General features: G+C 29.5%; 18 protein-coding genes and 1 pseudogene. 17 read left to right on the top strand and 2 right to left on the bottom strand.

Features of this window, described 5'->3' with window-relative positions; all coding sequences use genetic code 11:
• Positions 1–34 precede the first annotated feature (34 nt).
• Positions 35–1,297: a tetratricopeptide repeat protein gene (locus C7N41_RS05080; RefSeq protein ID WP_105964638.1), complete on the top strand. Its 1,263-nt coding sequence runs from the start codon at positions 35–37 to the stop codon at positions 1,295–1,297.
• Here C7N41_RS05080 and C7N41_RS05075 read toward each other — a convergent pair.
• Complete coding sequence (locus C7N41_RS05075) at positions 1,294–2,127, bottom strand: phage integrase N-terminal SAM-like domain-containing protein (protein ID WP_105964637.1); 834 nt, start codon at positions 2,125–2,127, stop codon at positions 1,294–1,296. The genes C7N41_RS05080 and C7N41_RS05075 overlap by 4 nt on opposite strands.
• Positions 2,128–2,251: 124 nt before the next feature.
• On the opposite strand from C7N41_RS05075, the gene C7N41_RS05070 reads away from it, so the two are divergent.
• From C7N41_RS05070 to C7N41_RS05005, 15 genes and pseudogenes are all read left to right on the top strand, one after another.
• Positions 2,252–3,460 (top strand): CCA tRNA nucleotidyltransferase, encoded by a 1,209-nt coding sequence (locus C7N41_RS05070; protein ID WP_105964786.1) that lies wholly within the window; start codon positions 2,252–2,254, stop codon positions 3,458–3,460.
• Positions 3,461–3,464: 4 nt separating this feature from the next.
• A complete protein-coding gene (locus tag C7N41_RS05065) occupies positions 3,465–5,360 on the top strand; it encodes an ABC-F family ATP-binding cassette domain-containing protein (RefSeq protein ID WP_105964636.1) in 1,896 nt (631 codons plus the stop codon).
• A gap of 11 nt (positions 5,361–5,371) precedes the next feature.
• Complete coding sequence (locus C7N41_RS05060; RefSeq protein ID WP_105964635.1) at positions 5,372–6,322, top strand: thymidylate synthase; 951 nt, start codon at positions 5,372–5,374, stop codon at positions 6,320–6,322.
• Positions 6,323–6,337: 15 nt separating this feature from the next.
• Positions 6,338–6,829, top strand: coding sequence for a dihydrofolate reductase (locus C7N41_RS05055; RefSeq protein ID WP_105964634.1), 492 nt, complete (start codon positions 6,338–6,340; stop codon positions 6,827–6,829).
• 26 nt (positions 6,830–6,855) lie between these two features.
• Complete coding sequence (locus C7N41_RS05050) at positions 6,856–7,710, top strand: DegV family protein (RefSeq protein WP_105964633.1); 855 nt, start codon at positions 6,856–6,858, stop codon at positions 7,708–7,710.
• 17 nt (positions 7,711–7,727) lie between these two features.
• Complete coding sequence (locus tag C7N41_RS05045; RefSeq protein WP_181398646.1) at positions 7,728–8,615, top strand: GDSL-type esterase/lipase family protein; 888 nt, start codon at positions 7,728–7,730, stop codon at positions 8,613–8,615.
• A gap of 21 nt (positions 8,616–8,636) precedes the next feature.
• Complete coding sequence (locus C7N41_RS05040) at positions 8,637–9,233, top strand: YpmS family protein (protein ID WP_105964631.1); 597 nt, start codon at positions 8,637–8,639, stop codon at positions 9,231–9,233.
• Between the two features lie 14 nt (positions 9,234–9,247).
• Positions 9,248–9,466 (top strand): YozE family protein, encoded by a 219-nt coding sequence (locus tag C7N41_RS05035; protein WP_105964630.1) that lies wholly within the window; start codon positions 9,248–9,250, stop codon positions 9,464–9,466.
• Between the two features lie 96 nt (positions 9,467–9,562).
• Positions 9,563–10,414, top strand: coding sequence for a ribosome biogenesis GTPase YlqF (gene ylqF / locus C7N41_RS05030; RefSeq protein WP_105964629.1), 852 nt, complete (start codon positions 9,563–9,565; stop codon positions 10,412–10,414).
• A gap of 1 nt (position 10,415) precedes the next feature.
• Entirely contained in the window at positions 10,416–11,192 is a 777-nt protein-coding gene (locus tag C7N41_RS05025) for a ribonuclease HII (RefSeq protein ID WP_105964628.1), read from the top strand.
• 39 nt (positions 11,193–11,231) lie between these two features.
• Positions 11,232–11,687 (top strand): DNA-protecting protein DprA, encoded by a 456-nt coding sequence (locus C7N41_RS07865; protein ID WP_263852012.1) that lies wholly within the window; start codon positions 11,232–11,234, stop codon positions 11,685–11,687.
• Between the two features lie 35 nt (positions 11,688–11,722).
• Positions 11,723–12,013, top strand: a pseudogene (locus C7N41_RS07860) (DNA-processing protein DprA); the annotation flags it as partial.
• A 139-nt stretch (positions 12,014–12,152) separates the two neighbouring features.
• A complete protein-coding gene (gene topA, locus C7N41_RS05015; protein ID WP_105964627.1) occupies positions 12,153–14,255 on the top strand; it encodes a type I DNA topoisomerase in 2,103 nt (700 codons plus the stop codon).
• 56 nt (positions 14,256–14,311) lie between these two features.
• Positions 14,312–15,223, top strand: coding sequence for a tyrosine recombinase XerC (gene xerC / locus C7N41_RS05010; RefSeq protein WP_105964626.1), 912 nt, complete (start codon positions 14,312–14,314; stop codon positions 15,221–15,223).
• Positions 15,224–15,298: 75 nt separating this feature from the next.
• On the top strand, positions 15,299–16,174 hold the full coding sequence (locus tag C7N41_RS05005; protein WP_157944973.1) for an aldose 1-epimerase family protein: 876 nt from the start codon (positions 15,299–15,301) through the stop codon (positions 16,172–16,174).
• A 111-nt stretch (positions 16,175–16,285) separates the two neighbouring features.
• Here C7N41_RS05005 and plsY read toward each other — a convergent pair whose 3' ends face one another.
• Positions 16,286–16,891, bottom strand: coding sequence for a glycerol-3-phosphate 1-O-acyltransferase PlsY (gene plsY, locus C7N41_RS05000; protein ID WP_105964624.1), 606 nt, complete (start codon positions 16,889–16,891; stop codon positions 16,286–16,288).
• Between the two features lie 162 nt (positions 16,892–17,053).
• Between plsY and parE the strand changes: the two genes are divergently transcribed.
• Positions 17,054–19,027 (top strand): DNA topoisomerase IV subunit B, encoded by a 1,974-nt coding sequence (gene parE / locus C7N41_RS04995; protein ID WP_105964623.1) that lies wholly within the window; start codon positions 17,054–17,056, stop codon positions 19,025–19,027.
• Positions 19,028–19,029: the final 2 nt, after the last annotated feature.

The raw sequence follows: 19,029 nt of genomic DNA, 5'->3' as shown, positions 1-19,029 counted from the left end.
TATCTCCAAATTATGTTGATAGGAGGAATTATATATGAGTTATTCTGAAAAAGCATTAGATCTTTTAGAATCTGGCAAAATTGATGATTTTAATAAGCAATATGATTTAGCATATCACCACGATAGTGATGAAATGCTTTATTCACTAGCTGAAGAATTATATTCATATGGTTTCAGTGATCAAGCTAAAAAAATATATCAAAAATTATTAAAGAAATTTCCTGACGAGGATAGTTTAAGAGTGGACATCTCAGATATTTTAATTAGTGAGGGTAAAACAGATGAAGCATTAGCTCAGCTAAGTATTATTTCATCTGAATCTGATGCTTATTTACAATCTTTAGTTACTCAAGCGGACTTATATCAAACTCAAGGATTATTAGATGTAAGTCGAGAAAAGCTACTAAAAGCTAAGGAATTAGCTCCTCATGAAAATGTTATCACTTTTGCTCTAGCGGAACTTTTGTTTACCATGGGTGAATATAATAAAGCGATACCATTGTATTTAGGATTAATTAAAGAAGGAGTAACCAATATTTCTTCGGTTAATTTAGTTGAAAGAGTTGGTATTTCTTATGCTAATGATAGTAAATTTGAGCATGCAATTGGATATTTAAAGCAAATTAAGACTATTGATATGACTTCTGATGTAAAATTTGAAACAGCTTTTACCTATTTACAGCTAAAAGATTATGATAAAGCAATTGAATTGTTCCAAGAATTGCGTGAAAGTGATCCACAATATGCGACTTTATATCCATACTTAGGACAAGCTTTAGAAGAACAAAACAAATCAGAAGATGCTTTATTAGTATATCAAGAAGGTCTTAGTGTCGATCAATATAACGAAAAATTATATTTGTTAAGCGCTCGTGCTGCAACTAAAGTTGATAATAAGGAACTTGCAGAAAATTATCTAAAAGAAGGAAATAAGATTGATCCTGATGATATCGAAATTGTTCTTGAATTGTCTAACTTGTTTGTTTCTGAAGGAAAATATGAAGATAACATTGAATTATTATCTTCATATCTAGATGATCATGAGATGGATCCTCAATTTTATTGGAATTTAGCTATATCTTATGATGAAATTGATGATATTAAAAATGCACATAAATATTATCTAGCTGCTAAACCATACTTTATGGATAATACTACTTTCTTAAAATCTGCATCTTTATTCTTTAGAGAAAGTGGAGATATCAAAAATGCTATATCATTACTTGAAATGTATGTTACAGCAGTGCCTTCTGATGATGAAGCTGCAATGATGTTAGAAGATTATCGAAACTATTAATCATTAATAATTTTTGTTGATAATTTTTTATAGTATATAACTGATGCTAAATCCAGATTAAGATGATTTGAAAGCTCAAATTCATTTTCTCCTGGATTTTTTATTACATAATTTAAAATATAGCCTTGAAATAAATCTGTCGGATTTAAACTAAAAGATAAATATTCTTCACTCGGTTTTAGGTATTTATGCAATCCAGGTAAAGTTAAATGTGGATCATTTGCAATTCTTTGCTTCAAAAATAAATCATTTGATGATTGTTTATCCTGAATTGGTTTAATAAAATTGTTAAATTGGTTAATAAACTTTGTTTCGTAATTGTTGAACTTAATTTTTGTAAATACTCTATAAAAATTATTTTTTAAGAATTCTGAAGATTTAAATCCTTTGCTAATTAACAACAGTGTCATTTTAGTATAAGGATGAACATTTGGATCATTTAAAATTTTTGGCATGTGTTCAATCCATTTGATATTAATTTTAGATTCTTTGTTACGATCTCTTCCTTTTAATGTTAAGGTAGGTAATTTTTCAGAGAAATCATGACTAAATAAATATTTAAAATAAATATTTATATGTGATAATACTTTGTTATATGTTGAATTATTTATTTGTCGTTTTTCAACCAACATGTTCATATATTGTTGTATATCACGATCAAATAATTGATTAACATGATGATTTTTTTGATACCCAATATTAAAGTTTGATAAATATTCGAACATATCAATTAAAGTACTCGTATACTCTTTAATTGTGACTTTAGCTAGTCCATTAATGTTTAAATGTTTTTCAAAACTTTTTTGATAAGGATAATTATTTGTGGCCATTTTTACACCTTCTAAATGTCAAAAGTTACTTTAACTAATATAATAACACAAAAACATAAAACTTTGTAAATAATACTATTTATCTGTTAATATTTATATAGTAAAGATAGGGGTATAAACAATGATAAAGATTAAAAATTTACCTGATGAATTTGAAAAAGCTCGCCCTGTAATGCAGAAAATTGAAGCTGCTGGATATGAAGCTTACTTCGTTGGGGGTAGCGTGAGAGACACAATAATAGGTGAAAAAATTCATGATGTTGATATTGCATCTAGTGCATATCCTGAAGAAATAAAAAAATTATTTAAAAGAACTGTTGATACTGGTATTGAACATGGGACTGTAATGGTTCTCGATAATGATAAGGGGTATGAAATTACAACCTTTAGAACGGAGTCGGGGTATCAAGACTATCGTAGACCGGATAAAGTTACATTTGTACGCTCTTTAAAAGAAGATCTAAAGCGTCGTGATTTTACTATTAATGCTTTAGCCATGCGCGAAAATGGTGAAGTAACTGATCTATTTGGTGGTATTGCTGATATAGATAAAAAAATCATTCGTGCTGTTGGCAATCCTAATGAAAGATTTAATGAAGATGCTTTGAGGATGATGCGCGCAGTTAGATTTGCTAGTAAATTAAACTTTAATATTGAAAAAGAAACTTTTAATGCCATTGAGAAGCATAGTTCATTATTAGAAAAAATTGCGATTGAGAGAATTTATGTAGAATTTATTAAGATGATGAAAGGATTAAAACCTAAACAGGGAATTGATGATATGATAAGCACCAATATGTATTTACATGTCCCTTTGTTTGCTGATTATAGACAACAATTATCAAATATTTCACATTTTAAAAATTTGAACTTAAATAATGAAATAGAAGTATGGAGTTTGATTTGTTTTGAATTTGGTTTAAATAGAGAACAAATTAGTAATTTTTTGAAATCTTGGAAAGCGTCTAACGAGGTTATAAATAATACACAAACTTGTTGTTATGCTTTAAATGCTATTCAGAATGATAATATGAGTGATTTTTTAATGTATCTCACGGGTGAAAACTTATTACTAGAAGCAAACTATATTGCATCTTTTTACGATTGTTCGATTGATAATGAATTATTGAAAAAGCAATATAGTAGTTTACCAATAAAAAATAAAAAGCAACTTGCAATTAATGGCGGTATTTTAATTAAGAATGGAATTTTAAAACCAGGGCCAATGCTTGGTAAAGCATTAAATGCAATTGAAAAACAAGTTGTTATTGGTAATTTAGATAATAATACTGAAAATATAATTAATTTTATAAAACAATATTTGAAAGAGTGATTTTGTGCAAACTTTAAGAGCAGAGGACTTAACAAAGACTTATGGTGAAAAAACACTTTTTAAAAATTTAAATTTTATTATTAATGAACATGACCGAATTGGTTTAATTGGGACCAATGGTAGTGGAAAAACTTCTTTATTAAACGTTATTTCTGGAGTTGATCATGATTCTACTGGTAATATCATTACCTCTAAAACATATTCAATCGGATATTTAAAGCAAGAACCAGTTTTAGATGAATCTCTAACGGTACTTGATGCTGTTTTCGCTGGTAGTCAAGATATTTTTAATACCATTAGATATTATGAACATACTTTAGATGTTTATTCAAAGCATCCAGATGATGAAAAAGCCGAGCATCAATATTTAGCTGCTGAAGCAAAAATGAATGAAGAGGATGCTTGGAATGCTGAAAGTGACGTTAAAACAATTTTAACGCAACTTAAAATCAATGATATGAATCAAAAAGTGTCAACCTTATCAGGTGGTCAAAAACGTCGTGTAGGTTTGGCCCAAGTATTGATACAGTCTCCTGATTTATTAATCTTAGATGAACCTACTAATCATTTGGATTTTGATTCCATTGATTGGTTACAAGATTTATTAGCTAAATATAAAGGATCTTTACTCTTTGTAACTCATGATCGTTACTTTTTAGATAATATTGCCAATAATATTTGGGAATTGTCTTTTGGAAAACTATATGAATATGAAGGTAATTATGAAAAGTATGTTCAACAAAAAGCCGAACGTGTTGATTTTGAAGTGAATGCTGAACATAAAAAGCAACGATTGTACAAGCAAGAACTAGCTTGGATGAAAAAGGGAGCTAAAGCTCGTTCTACTAAGCAACAAGCACGTATTAATCGTTTTAATGATTTAAAAAATGATGTTGGTAATTTACAAACTGATGAAGATGTTGACATCACGCTTGGTCAACAACGATTAGGTAAAAAGGTTATTGAGTTAAAAGATACTAATTTGACTTTAGATAATAAAAAAATTCTAGATGATTTTAGCCTTTTAGTACAACCAAATGAAAGAATCGGTATAAGTGGAGAAAATGGAGCTGGTAAGTCATCATTATTAAATGTTATTGCTGGTAAAATTAAGCCAGACAGTGGTGTTGTTGAAATTGGTGAAACTGTTAAGATGGCATATTATACTCAACAAACTGAACCAATACCAGATGATAAGCGAGTAATTAAGTATTTAACAGATGTTGGGGAAAATGTAACTGATAATACTGGTAATAAAATCAGTGTTACTGATTTACTAGAACAATTTTTGTTTCCTAAATTTATGCATGGAACTTTAATTCGTAAGTTATCAGGTGGAGAAAAGCGTCGTTTATATTTATTAAAATTACTTATGCAACAACCTAATGTATTGCTGTTAGATGAACCTACTAACGATCTTGATATATCTACATTGACAGTTCTCGAGGATTACATCAAAGGCTTTGCTGGAACAGTTATTACAGTTTCTCATGATCGTTACTTTTTAGATAAAGTAGCCAATAAATTACTTATTTTTGATGGTAATGGGAAAATTGAACAGCATGTTGGATTGTTTACTGATTATTTGGCTAGTTTAAAAAATGACAACAGTAATAAAGATAATGTTAAAAAGCATAAAAAATCAGATGAAAATAAACCTAAAGAAAATAATGAAAATAAAAAAAACAAATTAACTTATGCTGAGCAGATTGAATTTGATGGCTTAGAAGATGAAATTGATAAATTAGATTCTAAAAGTTCATCCCTTCAATCAGAAATGCAAAATTATGGCGATGATTATGATAAGTTAGCTGATTTACAATCACAGGTTGATGATTTAAACAAACAATCTAATCAAAAAATGCAGCGTTGGGAATATTTAAGCCAATTTGCAGAATAGGAGTTTATACAATGCTTGAAGATACTTATTTAAATTTAGCAAAATATATTTTAGAAAATGGTCATAAAAAAGGTGATCGAACAGGTACCGGAACAATTAGTACATTTGGATATCAAATGCGTTTTGACTTAAGCAAAGGGTTTCCATTACTTACAACTAAAAAGGTTCCTTTTGGACTGATTAAAAGTGAACTTTTATGGTTCTTACATGGCCAAACTAATATTAAATATTTGCTACAACATAAAAATCATATTTGGGATGAATGGGCATTTAAAAATTTTGTGCAATCAAAAGACTATGATGGTCCTGATATGACTAATTTTGGATTACGTGCAAATGAGGATAAAGAATTTAAAAAAGTTTATTTAGCGGAAAAGAAGAAATTCTGTCAAAAAATTTTAGATGATGATGATTTTGCCGATAAGTATGGTGATTTAGGTTTAGTTTATGGTAGTCAATGGCGTCATTGGAAAAAATCTACTGGTGGGACTATTGATCAAATTAAAAATGTTATTGAACAAATTAAAACTAACCCTAATTCTAGAAGACTAATTGTTTCTGCTTGGAATCCAGAAGATATTCCTGCAATGGCATTACCACCATGTCATACTATGTTCCAATTTTATGTAAACGATGGTAAATTAAGTTGTCAATTATACCAACGCTCAGGTGATGTATTTTTAGGAGTTCCATTCAATATTGCTAGTTATGCTTTATTAACTTCTTTAATTGCAAAGGAATGTGGATTGAAACCTGGTGACTTTGTTCATACTTTAGGGGATGCGCACATTTACTCTAATCATATTGATCAAATTGAAACTCAATTATCAAGGAAACCATATCAAGCCCCTAAATTGTGGTTGAATCCTGACAAAAAGAGTATCTTTGATTATGATATGGATGACATTAAAGTGATCGATTATAAACATCATGATCCAATTAAGGCACCAGTTGCTGTTTAAAATGGGGAGATTAATATGATTTCTTATTTATGGGCTGAATCAAAAGGCCATGTTATTGGTATGAACGGTAATTTACCTTGGAAGTTACCAGCAGATATGCATTATTTTAAACAAACTACTACGAATAATATAATATTGGCTGGTAGTAAGACCTATAAGAGCTTTGGGAGGCCGTTACCCCATCGTTTAAATGTTGTTTTAACACATCAAGAAGATAATAGATTTCCTGATGAAGTAATGGTCATTCATAATGTAAATGATTTTTTGAAATTTGCTAATAATAATAAAGAAAAAGAAATATTTGTAGTTGGTGGTGCACAAATATTTAAACTATTACTTCCATATGTTGATCGGCTATATCGTACCTCAATTGATTATAAATTTGATGGGGATACAGTAATGCCTAAAATTAATTATGATGAATTTAATTTAATTAAAGAAACAATTGGAAAATTAGATAGTAAAAATATATATCCGCATAAATTCGATGTATTTGAAAGAAAATAATTTAACTTTCAGTGAAGGTGATAATAATGTCAAAAATTAAAATTGTTACTGATTCAACGGCAGGTTTAACCGATGAAGAAATTACTGAGTATGATATTAATATCATTCCTTTATCAGTTATGATTGATGATACTGTTTACACAGAACGTGAAACAATAACTAATGAAGAGTTTTATGAAAAAATGAAAACTGCAAAGGGGTTGCCAAAAACTAGTCAGCCACCTTTGGGTAAATTTATTAATAAATTTGATGAATTAGGTGCTGATGGTAGTGAAATTTTGTCAATTAATTTAGACAGTAAAATTAGTGGTACTTATAAAACTGCTTGTGAAGCAGCAAATTTATCTAAATCTAACGTGAAAGTTATTGATAGTTTAACCACTGATCGTTCATTAGCTTTTCAAGTAATAAAAGCAGCTGAGATGTCTAAACAAGGTAAAAGTATAAATGAAATTATTAAATCAGTTGACGAAGTCCGTAAAAATACCAAACTTTATATGGGAATCTTAAATTTAGACAATATCGTTAAAGGCGGTCGTTTAAAACCATGGGCAGGAGCAATATCTAATTTATTGAATATTAAAGTAATCGTTAAATTAGTTAATGGTGAAATAACAGTTGATTCTAAGGGACGCGGCTTAAAGTCAATTCATAAATATTTCACTCAACATGTTTATCCTGAAATGCAGGAAATACTTAAACATAAAAATATAAAAAGCATTGGTATTTCATATGTTGGCTCTACAGATTTCACTAATAAAATTAAAGATGAAGTACAATCCATCTGTCCAAATATACAGGTAGTAATGCGTGAAACTGTCCCTATCATAGCTACTTATGGCGGATTAGGTGCATTTGCTTTAATGTATTACAGTGAATAATATTAATTTTATCTGGAGTGATTAAAACGAAAAGAATATTAAAATATATTTTGCTACTCCTTATTTTATTCATTTTATTAATATCTGGTGTTTATGCATATAAGAATTATTATTCTAGTTCTAATAGTCAATATGATCCTAAGCAAAAAATTTCCTTTGTCTCAGTTGGAGATTCTTTGACACAGGGTGTTGGTGACAACACTAATAGTGGTGGATATGTAAATAGAATCAAAGACAAATTTGTTAATGATAAAAATGCTAAGTTAAATGTTTATAATTATGGTATTGCTGGACAACGAACTGATCAAATTGATAAAAGAATTATTAATAATACCAATGGCCTATTAACTCATATTAAACATTCAAATGCCGTCATTTTAACTTCTGGTGGTAATGATTTATTACAAGCATTACAAAAAAATGCATTGGTTAATGATAAAGATGAATTCAATAAAAATATGACTGTTAATCTTGCAAACTATAAAGATAATTTGAGTTCTTTAATCAAGCACATACGGAATATAAATAAGAAAATACCTATTTATATTTTTAGTATATATAATCCAGTTTATGTATATTTTCCAAAGGTTCATGCAATTGAAAATTATGTTAGTAAATATAATGATATTATTGATAATGAAAGTAGTAATCAAAAGTGGATTCATTTTGTTAATATTAATTCGCTATCATATGGACAATATAGAACTGAAAGACAAAAGAATAAGCTATTGGAATCTAGTGATGACTCATTTAATCCGCTATCTTTAGATGATTTATATAGCAATGAAAAAGAACTAAATGAATACCTATCCTCAAAAGATCATTTTCATCCTAATTCAAAAGGATATGATTTTATGACTAATAAATTATTTAAAATAATGGAAAAATACAACGATTGGTATTAAAAATCAGAGGAGTATATTTAAATGCATAAAACTAGAAAAAATAGTATTTTTAAGTATTTATTTTTTATTTTGATTATATTAATAATATCCGGTTTTGGATATTTATGGTTTCAAATTCATGGTAGTACTGTTAATCCTTCTCAAAATAATAATACCTCTAAAGACCACACACCAATTTCTGTTCAACTAAATAAAAATCAAATTAATGCACTTTCTTCTTATTATTTAAAAAATTTTGACGAACACCATAATTCTTCAATGGATTATAAATTTATTTTAGATAAAAAAGCTTATGTTTATGGTAATATCAAAATTTTAGGTTCTAAAGTGAACTATGTTTTATCGATGAATCCTAAATTATTAGATGATGGAAATATTGAATTAGATACTAATAACTTAGAAATTGGTCATCTTGATATTCCAGCTAAATTTGTGATAGCTTATGTCGGCAAAAAATATCATATTCCTAATTGGATAGAACTTAATAGTAAAGAAAGCAAAATTATATTACACATTAATGAATTAGGTGGTAAAAATAAAGTTTCATATCAAGCTAATAAAATTGATATGAGTGGTGATGGAGACTTTAGATTTAAGGCATTAGTTCCTAATAGTTAATTTGGAGGATTTTAATGAAAACTTTTTATCAATTCTTGATGACTGAACGCAATTCTGGTAGTAATGATCCGGTAGCTCAATTTGCTAATAATGCGTTTTATGATCAATCATTTCCTAAGCAGTCAATTTATTATGATGAAATTTCTCAGTATTTAGAAGAAAATGCAAGTTATTTGCCTAGTATGACTATCTTTGATGAAGCTTGGCAATTATTTCAAGATTATAATAATTAAATAAAAATAAACCTAGATTATTATTTAGGTTTATTTTTTATAATAATAAGCTATAAAATATAGTACAATTAAAATAACAGATAGGAGCGAATATATATGATTCAATGGTTTCCAGGACATATGGCTAAAGCCATTCGTCAGTTTGAAGAAAATGTACATTTAGTTGATATCGTTTTTGAGTTAGTAGATGCTAGATGTCCTTTTAGTTCTATTAACCCTGAAGTTGAAAAGGTTAGTAAAAATAAACCACGTTTAATGATTTTAACTAAAGCTGATTTAGCTAATCCTAATGTTACTAATCAATGGATAAGCTATTTTAAAAATAAAGGTTATGCTGCAATTTCAGTTGATTCTAAAAATAATACTACTGGCAAATATATTACCAAAGTAGTAAAGGATTTATTAAAAGATAAAATTGCTGCTAGTAAAGATAAAGGCCTCGATAATAAAGTTATTAGAGCAATTTGCGTAGGAGTTCCTAATGTTGGTAAATCAACATTATTGAATCAAATTGTTAAAAGACGTGCTGCTCAAGTTGGTAATCGTGCTGGTGTTACAAAGGGTCAACAATGGTTAAAGGCTGGTAATGAATTAGAATTATTGGATACTCCTGGTATCTTATGGCCTAAATTTGAAAATGAAGAAGTGGCTAATAAATTAGCTTTAACAGGTGCAATCAAAGATAGTATTTATGCTAGTGATGATGTAGCATTATTTGCATTGAATTTCTTTAGACAACATAATCGTGATGGACTAATTAAAAGATATCGTTTAAGTGAAGAAGATATGGAATTAAGTGACGTTGATCTATTATTAAAGATTACTAAAAATGTTGGAATGCGCGATGATTACGAAAGAGCATCAATGCGTTTAATTTTAGATAGTCGTAAGGGTAAAATAGGCCCATTTACATTAGATAGCGTAGATGAATTAGATAAGGAAAATTAAAATGAACAATAAATTATCTATTAATGATTTTAAAAAGTTATTATCTAAAGTTACAACATTATCTGATGATATTTTTAATGATTATAAAAATGATTCTCGTAAGGGGATACAAGTTGCTCTAAAACAAAGAATAAATCAATTGAACTATTTAGAAAAATCTAAAATGGATTTTCAAAAAAGACTTAAATATGAAAATCATTTTTGGAATGAGGGAATTAATTATATTGCTGGAGTAGATGAGGTTGGCAGGGGGCCATTAGCTGGCCCTGTGGTAACTGCTGCAGTTGTATTACCACATGATTTTAATGTTTATGAAGTTAATGATTCAAAAAAATTATCACCTAAAAAGCGTCTTGAATTGTCTAAAATGATTAAACAAAAAGCTTTATATTATAGTATTGGTATTGCATCAAATAAAATAATTGATAAAATTAATATTTATGAAGCCACTAGAGTAGCAATGAAAGATGCAATTAATAATTTGGATATTAATCCTGAAATTGTAATTGTTGATGCAATGAATATCGACATCTCAAATAAACAAGTTAGATTAATTAAAGGAGATGCCAAAAGTGCTAGTGTTTCAGCCGCAAGTATTTTAGCTAAGGTATATCGTGATCATTTAATGGATGAGTATAGTAAAAAATATCCAGAATATGATTTTAATCATAATGCCGGATATGGAACCAAGAAACATTTACAAGCACTTAGTGAATACGGTGCGACACCTATTCATCGTAAATCTTTTAAACCAGTTTTAGATTTAACTAATTATTAAATACGTAATTATTTTAAAACCCAATTAGGAGATTTTAAAATGAAATTACGTACTTTATTGCTTAAACTAAAACTAACTAGCGGTTTTGGTATTAAATCAGAATATGCATTTTATAAATTTTTAAGAAATAAATATAAAGTTTTACCCATTGAAATTAATTTTAGCGCCTTAGATATTGCTAAATGCGTTAGTTTGTCCAATAGGTACTATGATAAATTTTGTAAATCATTTAATAGTAAAGAAGTTAATGATAGTTTAAATTATCATTTAGAACATGTTAAATTTATTTCCATTTTAGATGAAAATTATCCGATTGGATTAAAAGAATCCTATTTACCGCCCATCATTATTTTTTATTTTGGTAATATTTCTTTAATAGAAAATAAAATGTTGGGGGTTGTTGGTTCTAGAAAAAATACGGATTATGCTTTTAAAAGTTTAAATATGTTAATTCCCGAAGTAGTTCAATCAGATATTGTAGTTGTTTCTGATTAGCTGCTGGGGTTGATAAATTAAGCCATCAGTGTACCATTGCTAATGGGGGAAAAGCGGTTGCTGTTATTGGAACCGGATTAGATATATATTACCCTAGAGAAAATGAACAATTACAACGTAATATTGCTATCAATCATTTATTAATTAGTGAATATCCAGTTGGTAGTAAACCTTTACGTTTTCATTTTCCTGAGAGAAATCGTATTATTGCTGGTTTAATTGATACTTTATTAGTTATAGAAGCAAAAAATAAATCAGGTAGTTTAATTACTGCTAATTTAGCATTACAAAATAACCGGAATGTTTTAGCAATTCCTGGAAGAATTGATAGTTTGCATTCAGTTGGATGTAATGAGTTAATTTTAGCAGGAGCAAAACCAGTTTTATCTGCTAAAGATATTATTGAAGAATTTTATTATAAATAAAATATTTTGATTTAAGATTATAAATTAATGAGGGATATGGATGACTACAAAAACAACTAAAAAAAAGAAAAGACGATCACCCAAGAAAAAATTAGTTATTGTTGAATCGCCTACTAAAGCTAAAACAATTCAAAAATATCTTGGTAGAACATATCGTGTGATTGCAAGTAAAGGGCATGTGCGTGACTTGCCTAAAAGTAAGATGGGGGTTGATATTGAAAACGACTACGCTCCTCATTACATTTCTATTCGTGGTAAAGGAGATACAATTAAAGACTTACGTTCAGAAGCTAAAAAAGCCAAAAGCGTTTATCTGGCATCTGACCCTGACCGTGAAGGAGAATCTATTGCTTGGCATTTATCACATTTATTAGGCTTAGATGAAAATGATGAAAATCGAGTTGCCTTTCATGAAATTACTAAGGATGCGGTTAAAGAAGCATTTAAGCACCCTCGTACAATTGATATGAGTTTGGTTGATGCCCAACAAGCCCGTCGAGTATTAGACCGATTAGTGGGTTATTCAATATCACCACTATTATGGAAAAAAGTTAAGAAGGGTCTAAGTGCTGGTCGTGTTCAATCAATAGCACTATGGCTAATTATTCAAAGAGAACGTGAAATTAAAAAATTTGTTCCCAAAGAATATTGGACAATTGATGCTGATATGAAAAAGGCTAGTAATGACTTTAAAGCTAACTTTTATGGCTTGAACGGTAAAAAAACTGAAATTAATGATAACGAAGAAGTCAAATCAATTTTAAGCAAAATTGATAAGAACAAATCCTTTGATGTTACTAGTGTTGTTAAGAAAGAGCGAAAACGTCAGCCCCAACAACCGTTTACAACTAGTACAATGCAACAAGATGCTAATAATAAATTAAACTTCAAAACTGGAAAGACAATGATGAATGCTCAGCAGTTATATGAAGGAATTAATATTGGTAAAGAGGGTAATCAAGGTTTGATTACTTATATGAGAACTGATTCAACCAGAATTTCTATGGTTGCTAAGCACGAAGCTTCTAGTTTCTTGCATGAAAATTATGGAGCTGAATATGCTGCAGTTAAACCAATTAAAGGTAAGTTACCTGAAGGAGCTCAAGATGCCCATGAAGCTATTCGTCCTACTTCAGTGCATCGTACTCCTGCTAGTTTAAAGAGTTATTTGAGTAATGATCAGTATAAACTTTATAATTTAATATGGTGTCGTTTCTTAGCAAGTCAAATGACTCCAGCTATTATGGATACAATGACTGTTAATATGAACCAAAATGGAGTAGATTTTAGAGCAAATGGTTCTAAATTAAAATTTGATGGTTTCTTAAAAGTTTATAAACGTGGTAAAGAGAAAGATAATATATTACCTGATATTAAAAAGGGTGATCAAATTACCATGCTAAAAGATAATCCTGACCAACACTTTACTCAACCACCTGCAAGATATAGTGAAGCAAAATTAATTCATGCGCTTGAACAAAATGGTGTTGGGCGTCCTTCAACATATGCACCAACACTTGGCACAATTCAACGTCGCTATTATGTAAAACTAGTGGGACGTAAGTTTGAGCCTACCGAATTAGGTGAAATTGTTAATGATATTATTGAGCAATATTTCCCTGATGTTATTAATATTGATTTTACTGCCGATTTGGAGAATAATCTTGATGAGATAGAAGAAGCTAAGCAAAATTGGATTAAGGTAGTAGATAAATTCTATAAACCATTTTCTAAAGAAGTTGCAAATGCTGAGAAAAATATGAAGGATGTTCAAATTAAAGATGAACCTGCTGGTTATAATTGTGAAATTTGTGGTGCCCCAATGGTTATTAAGATGGGACGTTACGGTAAATTTTACGCATGTTCTCGTTTCCCAGATTGTCGTAACACAGAAGCAATTGTTAAGAAAATTGGGGTTACTTGTCCCAAATGTAAAAAAGGCGATGTCATTGAACGAAAGTCTAAGAAAAATAGAATCTTTTATGGTTGCTCAAGATATCCAGAATGTGATTTTGTTACTTGGAATAAGCCAATTGGTAGAGACTGTCCTAAAGATGGTGAATATTTGGTTGAGAAAAAAGTTAAAGGTGGCATGCAGGTAGTTTGTCCTAATGGTGATTATAAAGAGGATGTTCAAAAATAATAATGTAGCTCTTAATTTTATTTAAGGGCTCTTTTTATTAGAATGAGTGATTTAAAATGGAAAAATATAGTGATAAAGAATTAATTGATTGGTTTATGGAATATATAAAAGACGAACGGCAATATTCTGATAATACAGCTGTTGCTTATAAAAACGACATAGATCAATTTGTGCATGGGATGCACGATAATAATCGTAAATTACTACAAATAGATGATTTAGATGTTGAAACTTATTTAAATCATTTACGTAAAAATGATGATAGTAGGAATACTATTGCCAGAAAGATATCATCTTTAAGTTCATTTTATAATTTTATGATGAAGAATGATTTGATCAATGAGAATCCATTTTCTTTTGTTAATTTAAAACGACATAGTGGCCATTTACCTAGGTTTTTTTATCAAAAGGAATTATTGGAGCTTTTCAAAGGAGCTAGTTTAGGAAATAATAAAAAGTTAAATTATCGTAATTATGCTTTATTGGAAACTCTTTATGATACAGGGATGCGTGTTAGTGAATGTGCGGATCTATCTTATGATGAAATTGATTTTGAAAATAGAATTATTACTGTAATTGGTAAAGGTAATAAACAAAGATATTTACCATTCGGAAAGTATCTAATTAAGGCATTGGATGATTATGCAAAAAAATGTCGTAGACCATTGATGCAAGAATATCATCAACAGCATGACTTTGTTTTCGTTAATCAACATGGTAAACACATTACTAGTCGTGGCATTGAATATGCTATGGATGAAATTATAAAAAATACATCATTAACAACAAAAATCCATCCACATATGCTTCGACATACTTTTGCTACTGAAATGCTTAATAATGGTGCTGATTTAAGAACAGTACAGGAACTATTAGGACATAGTAGTTTATCAACAACTCAAATATATACACACGTTACTAGTGAGAATCTTTTAAAAAATTATAATAAATTCTTTCCCAGGGCTTAGCATGTGAAAAAATTGTTTTATTTTTAATTATTTTTATTGTAAACTTAAGATATTATGAATTTTCGGAGGGTTATGATGCTAGTTAATTTAGGTAATGAGTACTTGAAAGTCATAATCAACACAAAAGGTGCTGAAGTTACAAGTATAAAGAATGATCAAAACATTGAATATATTTGGCAAGCAGACAGTAAGTTTTGGGGTAGACATGCCCCCATTTTATTTCCAATAGTTGGTCGCCTAAAAGATGACCAATATGAATATGATGGTAAAAAATATTCTATGGGGCAACATGGATTTGCTAGAGAGATGGAATTTTCAGTTACCAAAAGGACTAATGATGCTGTTACAATGCAGTTAAAATCGAATGCATCAACATTTGAAATGTACCCATTTCATTTTACTTTAACAATTAGTTACTTATTATCTGGTTCTAAATTGAAAGCTGAAATAAGTGTTACTAATGATGGTCAAAATGAAATGTTGTTTTCAGTGGGAGCACATCCTGCCTTCAATGTTCCTTTAGATAACTTATCTGAGAAAGACTATAGTGAATATTATATTAATGTTTTTCCACAAAGAACTTATAAACAAGTTCCTTTTAAAGCACCTTATATTGATTTAAACAGTGTTTCCGATATTGATTTATCTAAACCGTTACAATTAAAACATGAAATCTTTTATGATGATGCTAAGGTTATCAAAACAAATGATAAGAAATTAATTTGTCGTTTAGGTAATAAAAATTTTGATCATGGTGTTGAAGTTGAAGCCAATAAACCAGAATATGCAGGCTTATGGTCAGCCAAAAATGCACCATTTGTTTGTTTAGAACCATGGTGGGGTGTAGCTGATGATATTAATGCTGATGGTATCTTAGCTCATAAAAATGGAATCAAACATTTATTATCAGAACAAAAATATAACACTAATTATTCAATTGAAATTTTTTAAAGAAGCTACTTTATTAGGGGCTTCTTTTTTATAACCCGTCATAAATTAAAAGTTACTTTAACTTAAATAGCAAAAAATGAATAAACCTAAAAATAAGGTTATTCATTTTTCTTATTTATTTCTATGATTATATATTAATCCAAATGGAACTAAGTTTTCATTTCCTTCTTTAATTCGAATTATATTCTTTCTATGTCTAATGAAAATAAAAATGGTTAACAACAAACCAATTGTACCTAACCATGGATCATTATCTAAAAATAATAAGATTACAATTAATGGAAATGAGATCATACTTGCTAAACTTACCATGCTAGTTATATAAGTGAATGAAAATTCAAAAATACATGCGCATAAAAATAAAATTGGATGAATAGCTAATAACATTCCTGCACTAGTTGCAACAGCCTTGCCACCTTTGAATTTATCAAAAATTGAAAATGTGTGTCCTAAAATTGCAAATATTCCAAAAATAATGGGTGATATGTTTACATTGAAAAAGAAAGGTAGCGAAGTTGCTAAGGTTCCTTTTAAGATATCCATAATCATAACAATAGTACCTGCTTTCTTACCCAGTACTCTATAAGTATTAGTTGTACCAATGTTACCAGAACCGTGCTGTCTAACATCTACATTAAAGAACCATTTTCCAATCCATATACCACTAGGGATAGAACCTAATAAGTAGGCAATTATTAATAAAATAGCTAGTTTCAAACTTTTTTTCCTCCATAAATATATTATTATTTAATTTTACCATTTATATTGATTATGACAACTTTATAAAAGAGAACAAGTGTTCTATATTATATTTATTCCCCTTTAAAATGCGTATTAAATAAGGTAATATATTATATTGTAGTAAAGGAGTGTTTTGTAATGCCTAAAGATACACAGAATTATGATGACTCTTCAATTCAGGTTTTAAAAGGATTGGAAGCAGTTAGAAAACGTCCCGGAATGTATATTGGTTCTACTGATAGCAAGGGATTACATCATTTAGTATATGAAATCGTTGATAATGCAGTTGATGAAGCATTAGCCGGTTTTGGTGACGAAATTGACGTTACAATTCATCCAGATAATAGTATCACGGTTGTAGATCATGGTCGTGGTATGCCAGTTGGAATGCATTCATCTGGTAAACCTACGCCTGAAGTTATTTTTACTGTATTACATGCTGGGGGTAAATTCTCAGAAAATGGTGGATATAAAACTTCTGGTGGTTTACATGGAGTTGGTTCTAGTGTTGTAAACGCACTTTCAACTAGCTTAAGCGTATCTATTGTCCGTGATGGATATAAATATGAGGAAGATTTTAAAGATGGTGGTCATCCAGTAGGTACTTTAAGAACCATTGGTAAGACTAGTGATCATAGTGGAACTACGGTGACTTTTAAACCTGATAACAGTATTTTTACAACAACTATTTTTAATTATAATATTTTAAAACAACGTTTAAGAGAATCTGCTTTTCTATTAAACGGTATTAAAATTAATTTGTCTGATGAAAGAAGCGGACAAGAACAAAAAGATACATTCCATTATGAAGATGGAATTAAAGAATTTGTTGCTTACCTAAATGAAGACAAGCATACATTGGGTGACAACATTATGTATTTTGATGGTAAAAAAGATGGCGTTGAAGTTGAAGTAGCTGCTCAGTACAACGATGGCTATACTGAGAATACTTTATCTTTTGTTAATAATGTACGTACTAAAGATGGTGGAACTCATGAGTCTGGTTTTAGAAGTGCTTGGACTAAATCTTTTAATGAATTTGCCCGAAAAGTTAAATTATTAAAACCAAAAGAAAAGAACTTAGATGGTTCAGATGTTCGTGAAGGTTTATCATCTGTTATTTCTATTAAAGTTCCTGAAGAAATGCTTCAATTTGAAGGCCAAACTAAAGAAAAATTAGGTAGCCCTGAGGTAAGATCGATAGTCGATAACGTTGTTTCTGAACAACTAGGATACTATCTAATGGAAAATGGTGATTTTGCACAAAGCTTAGTTCAAAAATCACTAAGAGCTCGTAAGGCACGTGAAGCTGCCCGTAAAGCACGTGATGAAAGTAGAAGTGGCAAAAAGCACCATAAAAAAGAACGTTTATTGTCTGGAAAGTTAACGCCTGCTCAATCAAAAGATGTTTCTAAGAATGAATTATTCTTGGTCGAAGGTGATTCTGCTGGTGGTTCAGCTAAACAGGGTCGTGATCGTAAGCATCAAGCAATCTTACCTTTAAGAGGTAAAGTATTAAATACCGAACGTGCTAAATTAGATGATGTTTTAAAGAATGAAGAAATAAGTACTATGATTTATACCATTGGTGCTGGAGTTGGTCCTGAATTTAATATTAAGGATGCTAATTATGATAAGATCATCATTATGACGGATGCTGATGATGATGGAGCTCATATTCAAATTCTATTATTAACATTTTTCTATAAATACATGCGTCCAATGATTGAACAAGGAAGAGTTTATATTGCTTTACCCCCATTGTTTAAGATTCAGCAAAAGCAAGGACGTAGTAACAAAGTAGATTATGCTTGGACTAATGACGAAATGGATGAAAAACTAAAGAATTTTGGTAAACATCCTTCATTACAACGTTTTAAAGGTCTAGGTGAAATGAATGCTGATCAGTTGTGGGAAACCACTATGGACTCTGATAATCGCACCTTAATTCAAGTAAACATTGATGATGCAGCATTAGCTGAGAAGAGAGTTACTACTTTAATGGGTGATAAAGTAGAACCACGTCGTGAATGGATTGAACAAAATGTTGAGTTTAATCTTGAAGAAGATGGGAGTATTTTAGATAAAACTAAAAAAGAAGAAACTGAATAAAG

Origin of the sequence: Apilactobacillus micheneri, from assembly GCF_002993975.1 — a bacterium.
Lineage (GTDB): Bacteria > Bacillota > Bacilli > Lactobacillales > Lactobacillaceae > Apilactobacillus > Apilactobacillus micheneri.
Note: the sequence above shows the minus strand (reverse complement) of the source record. Positions and strands in the feature narration are given on the sequence as shown.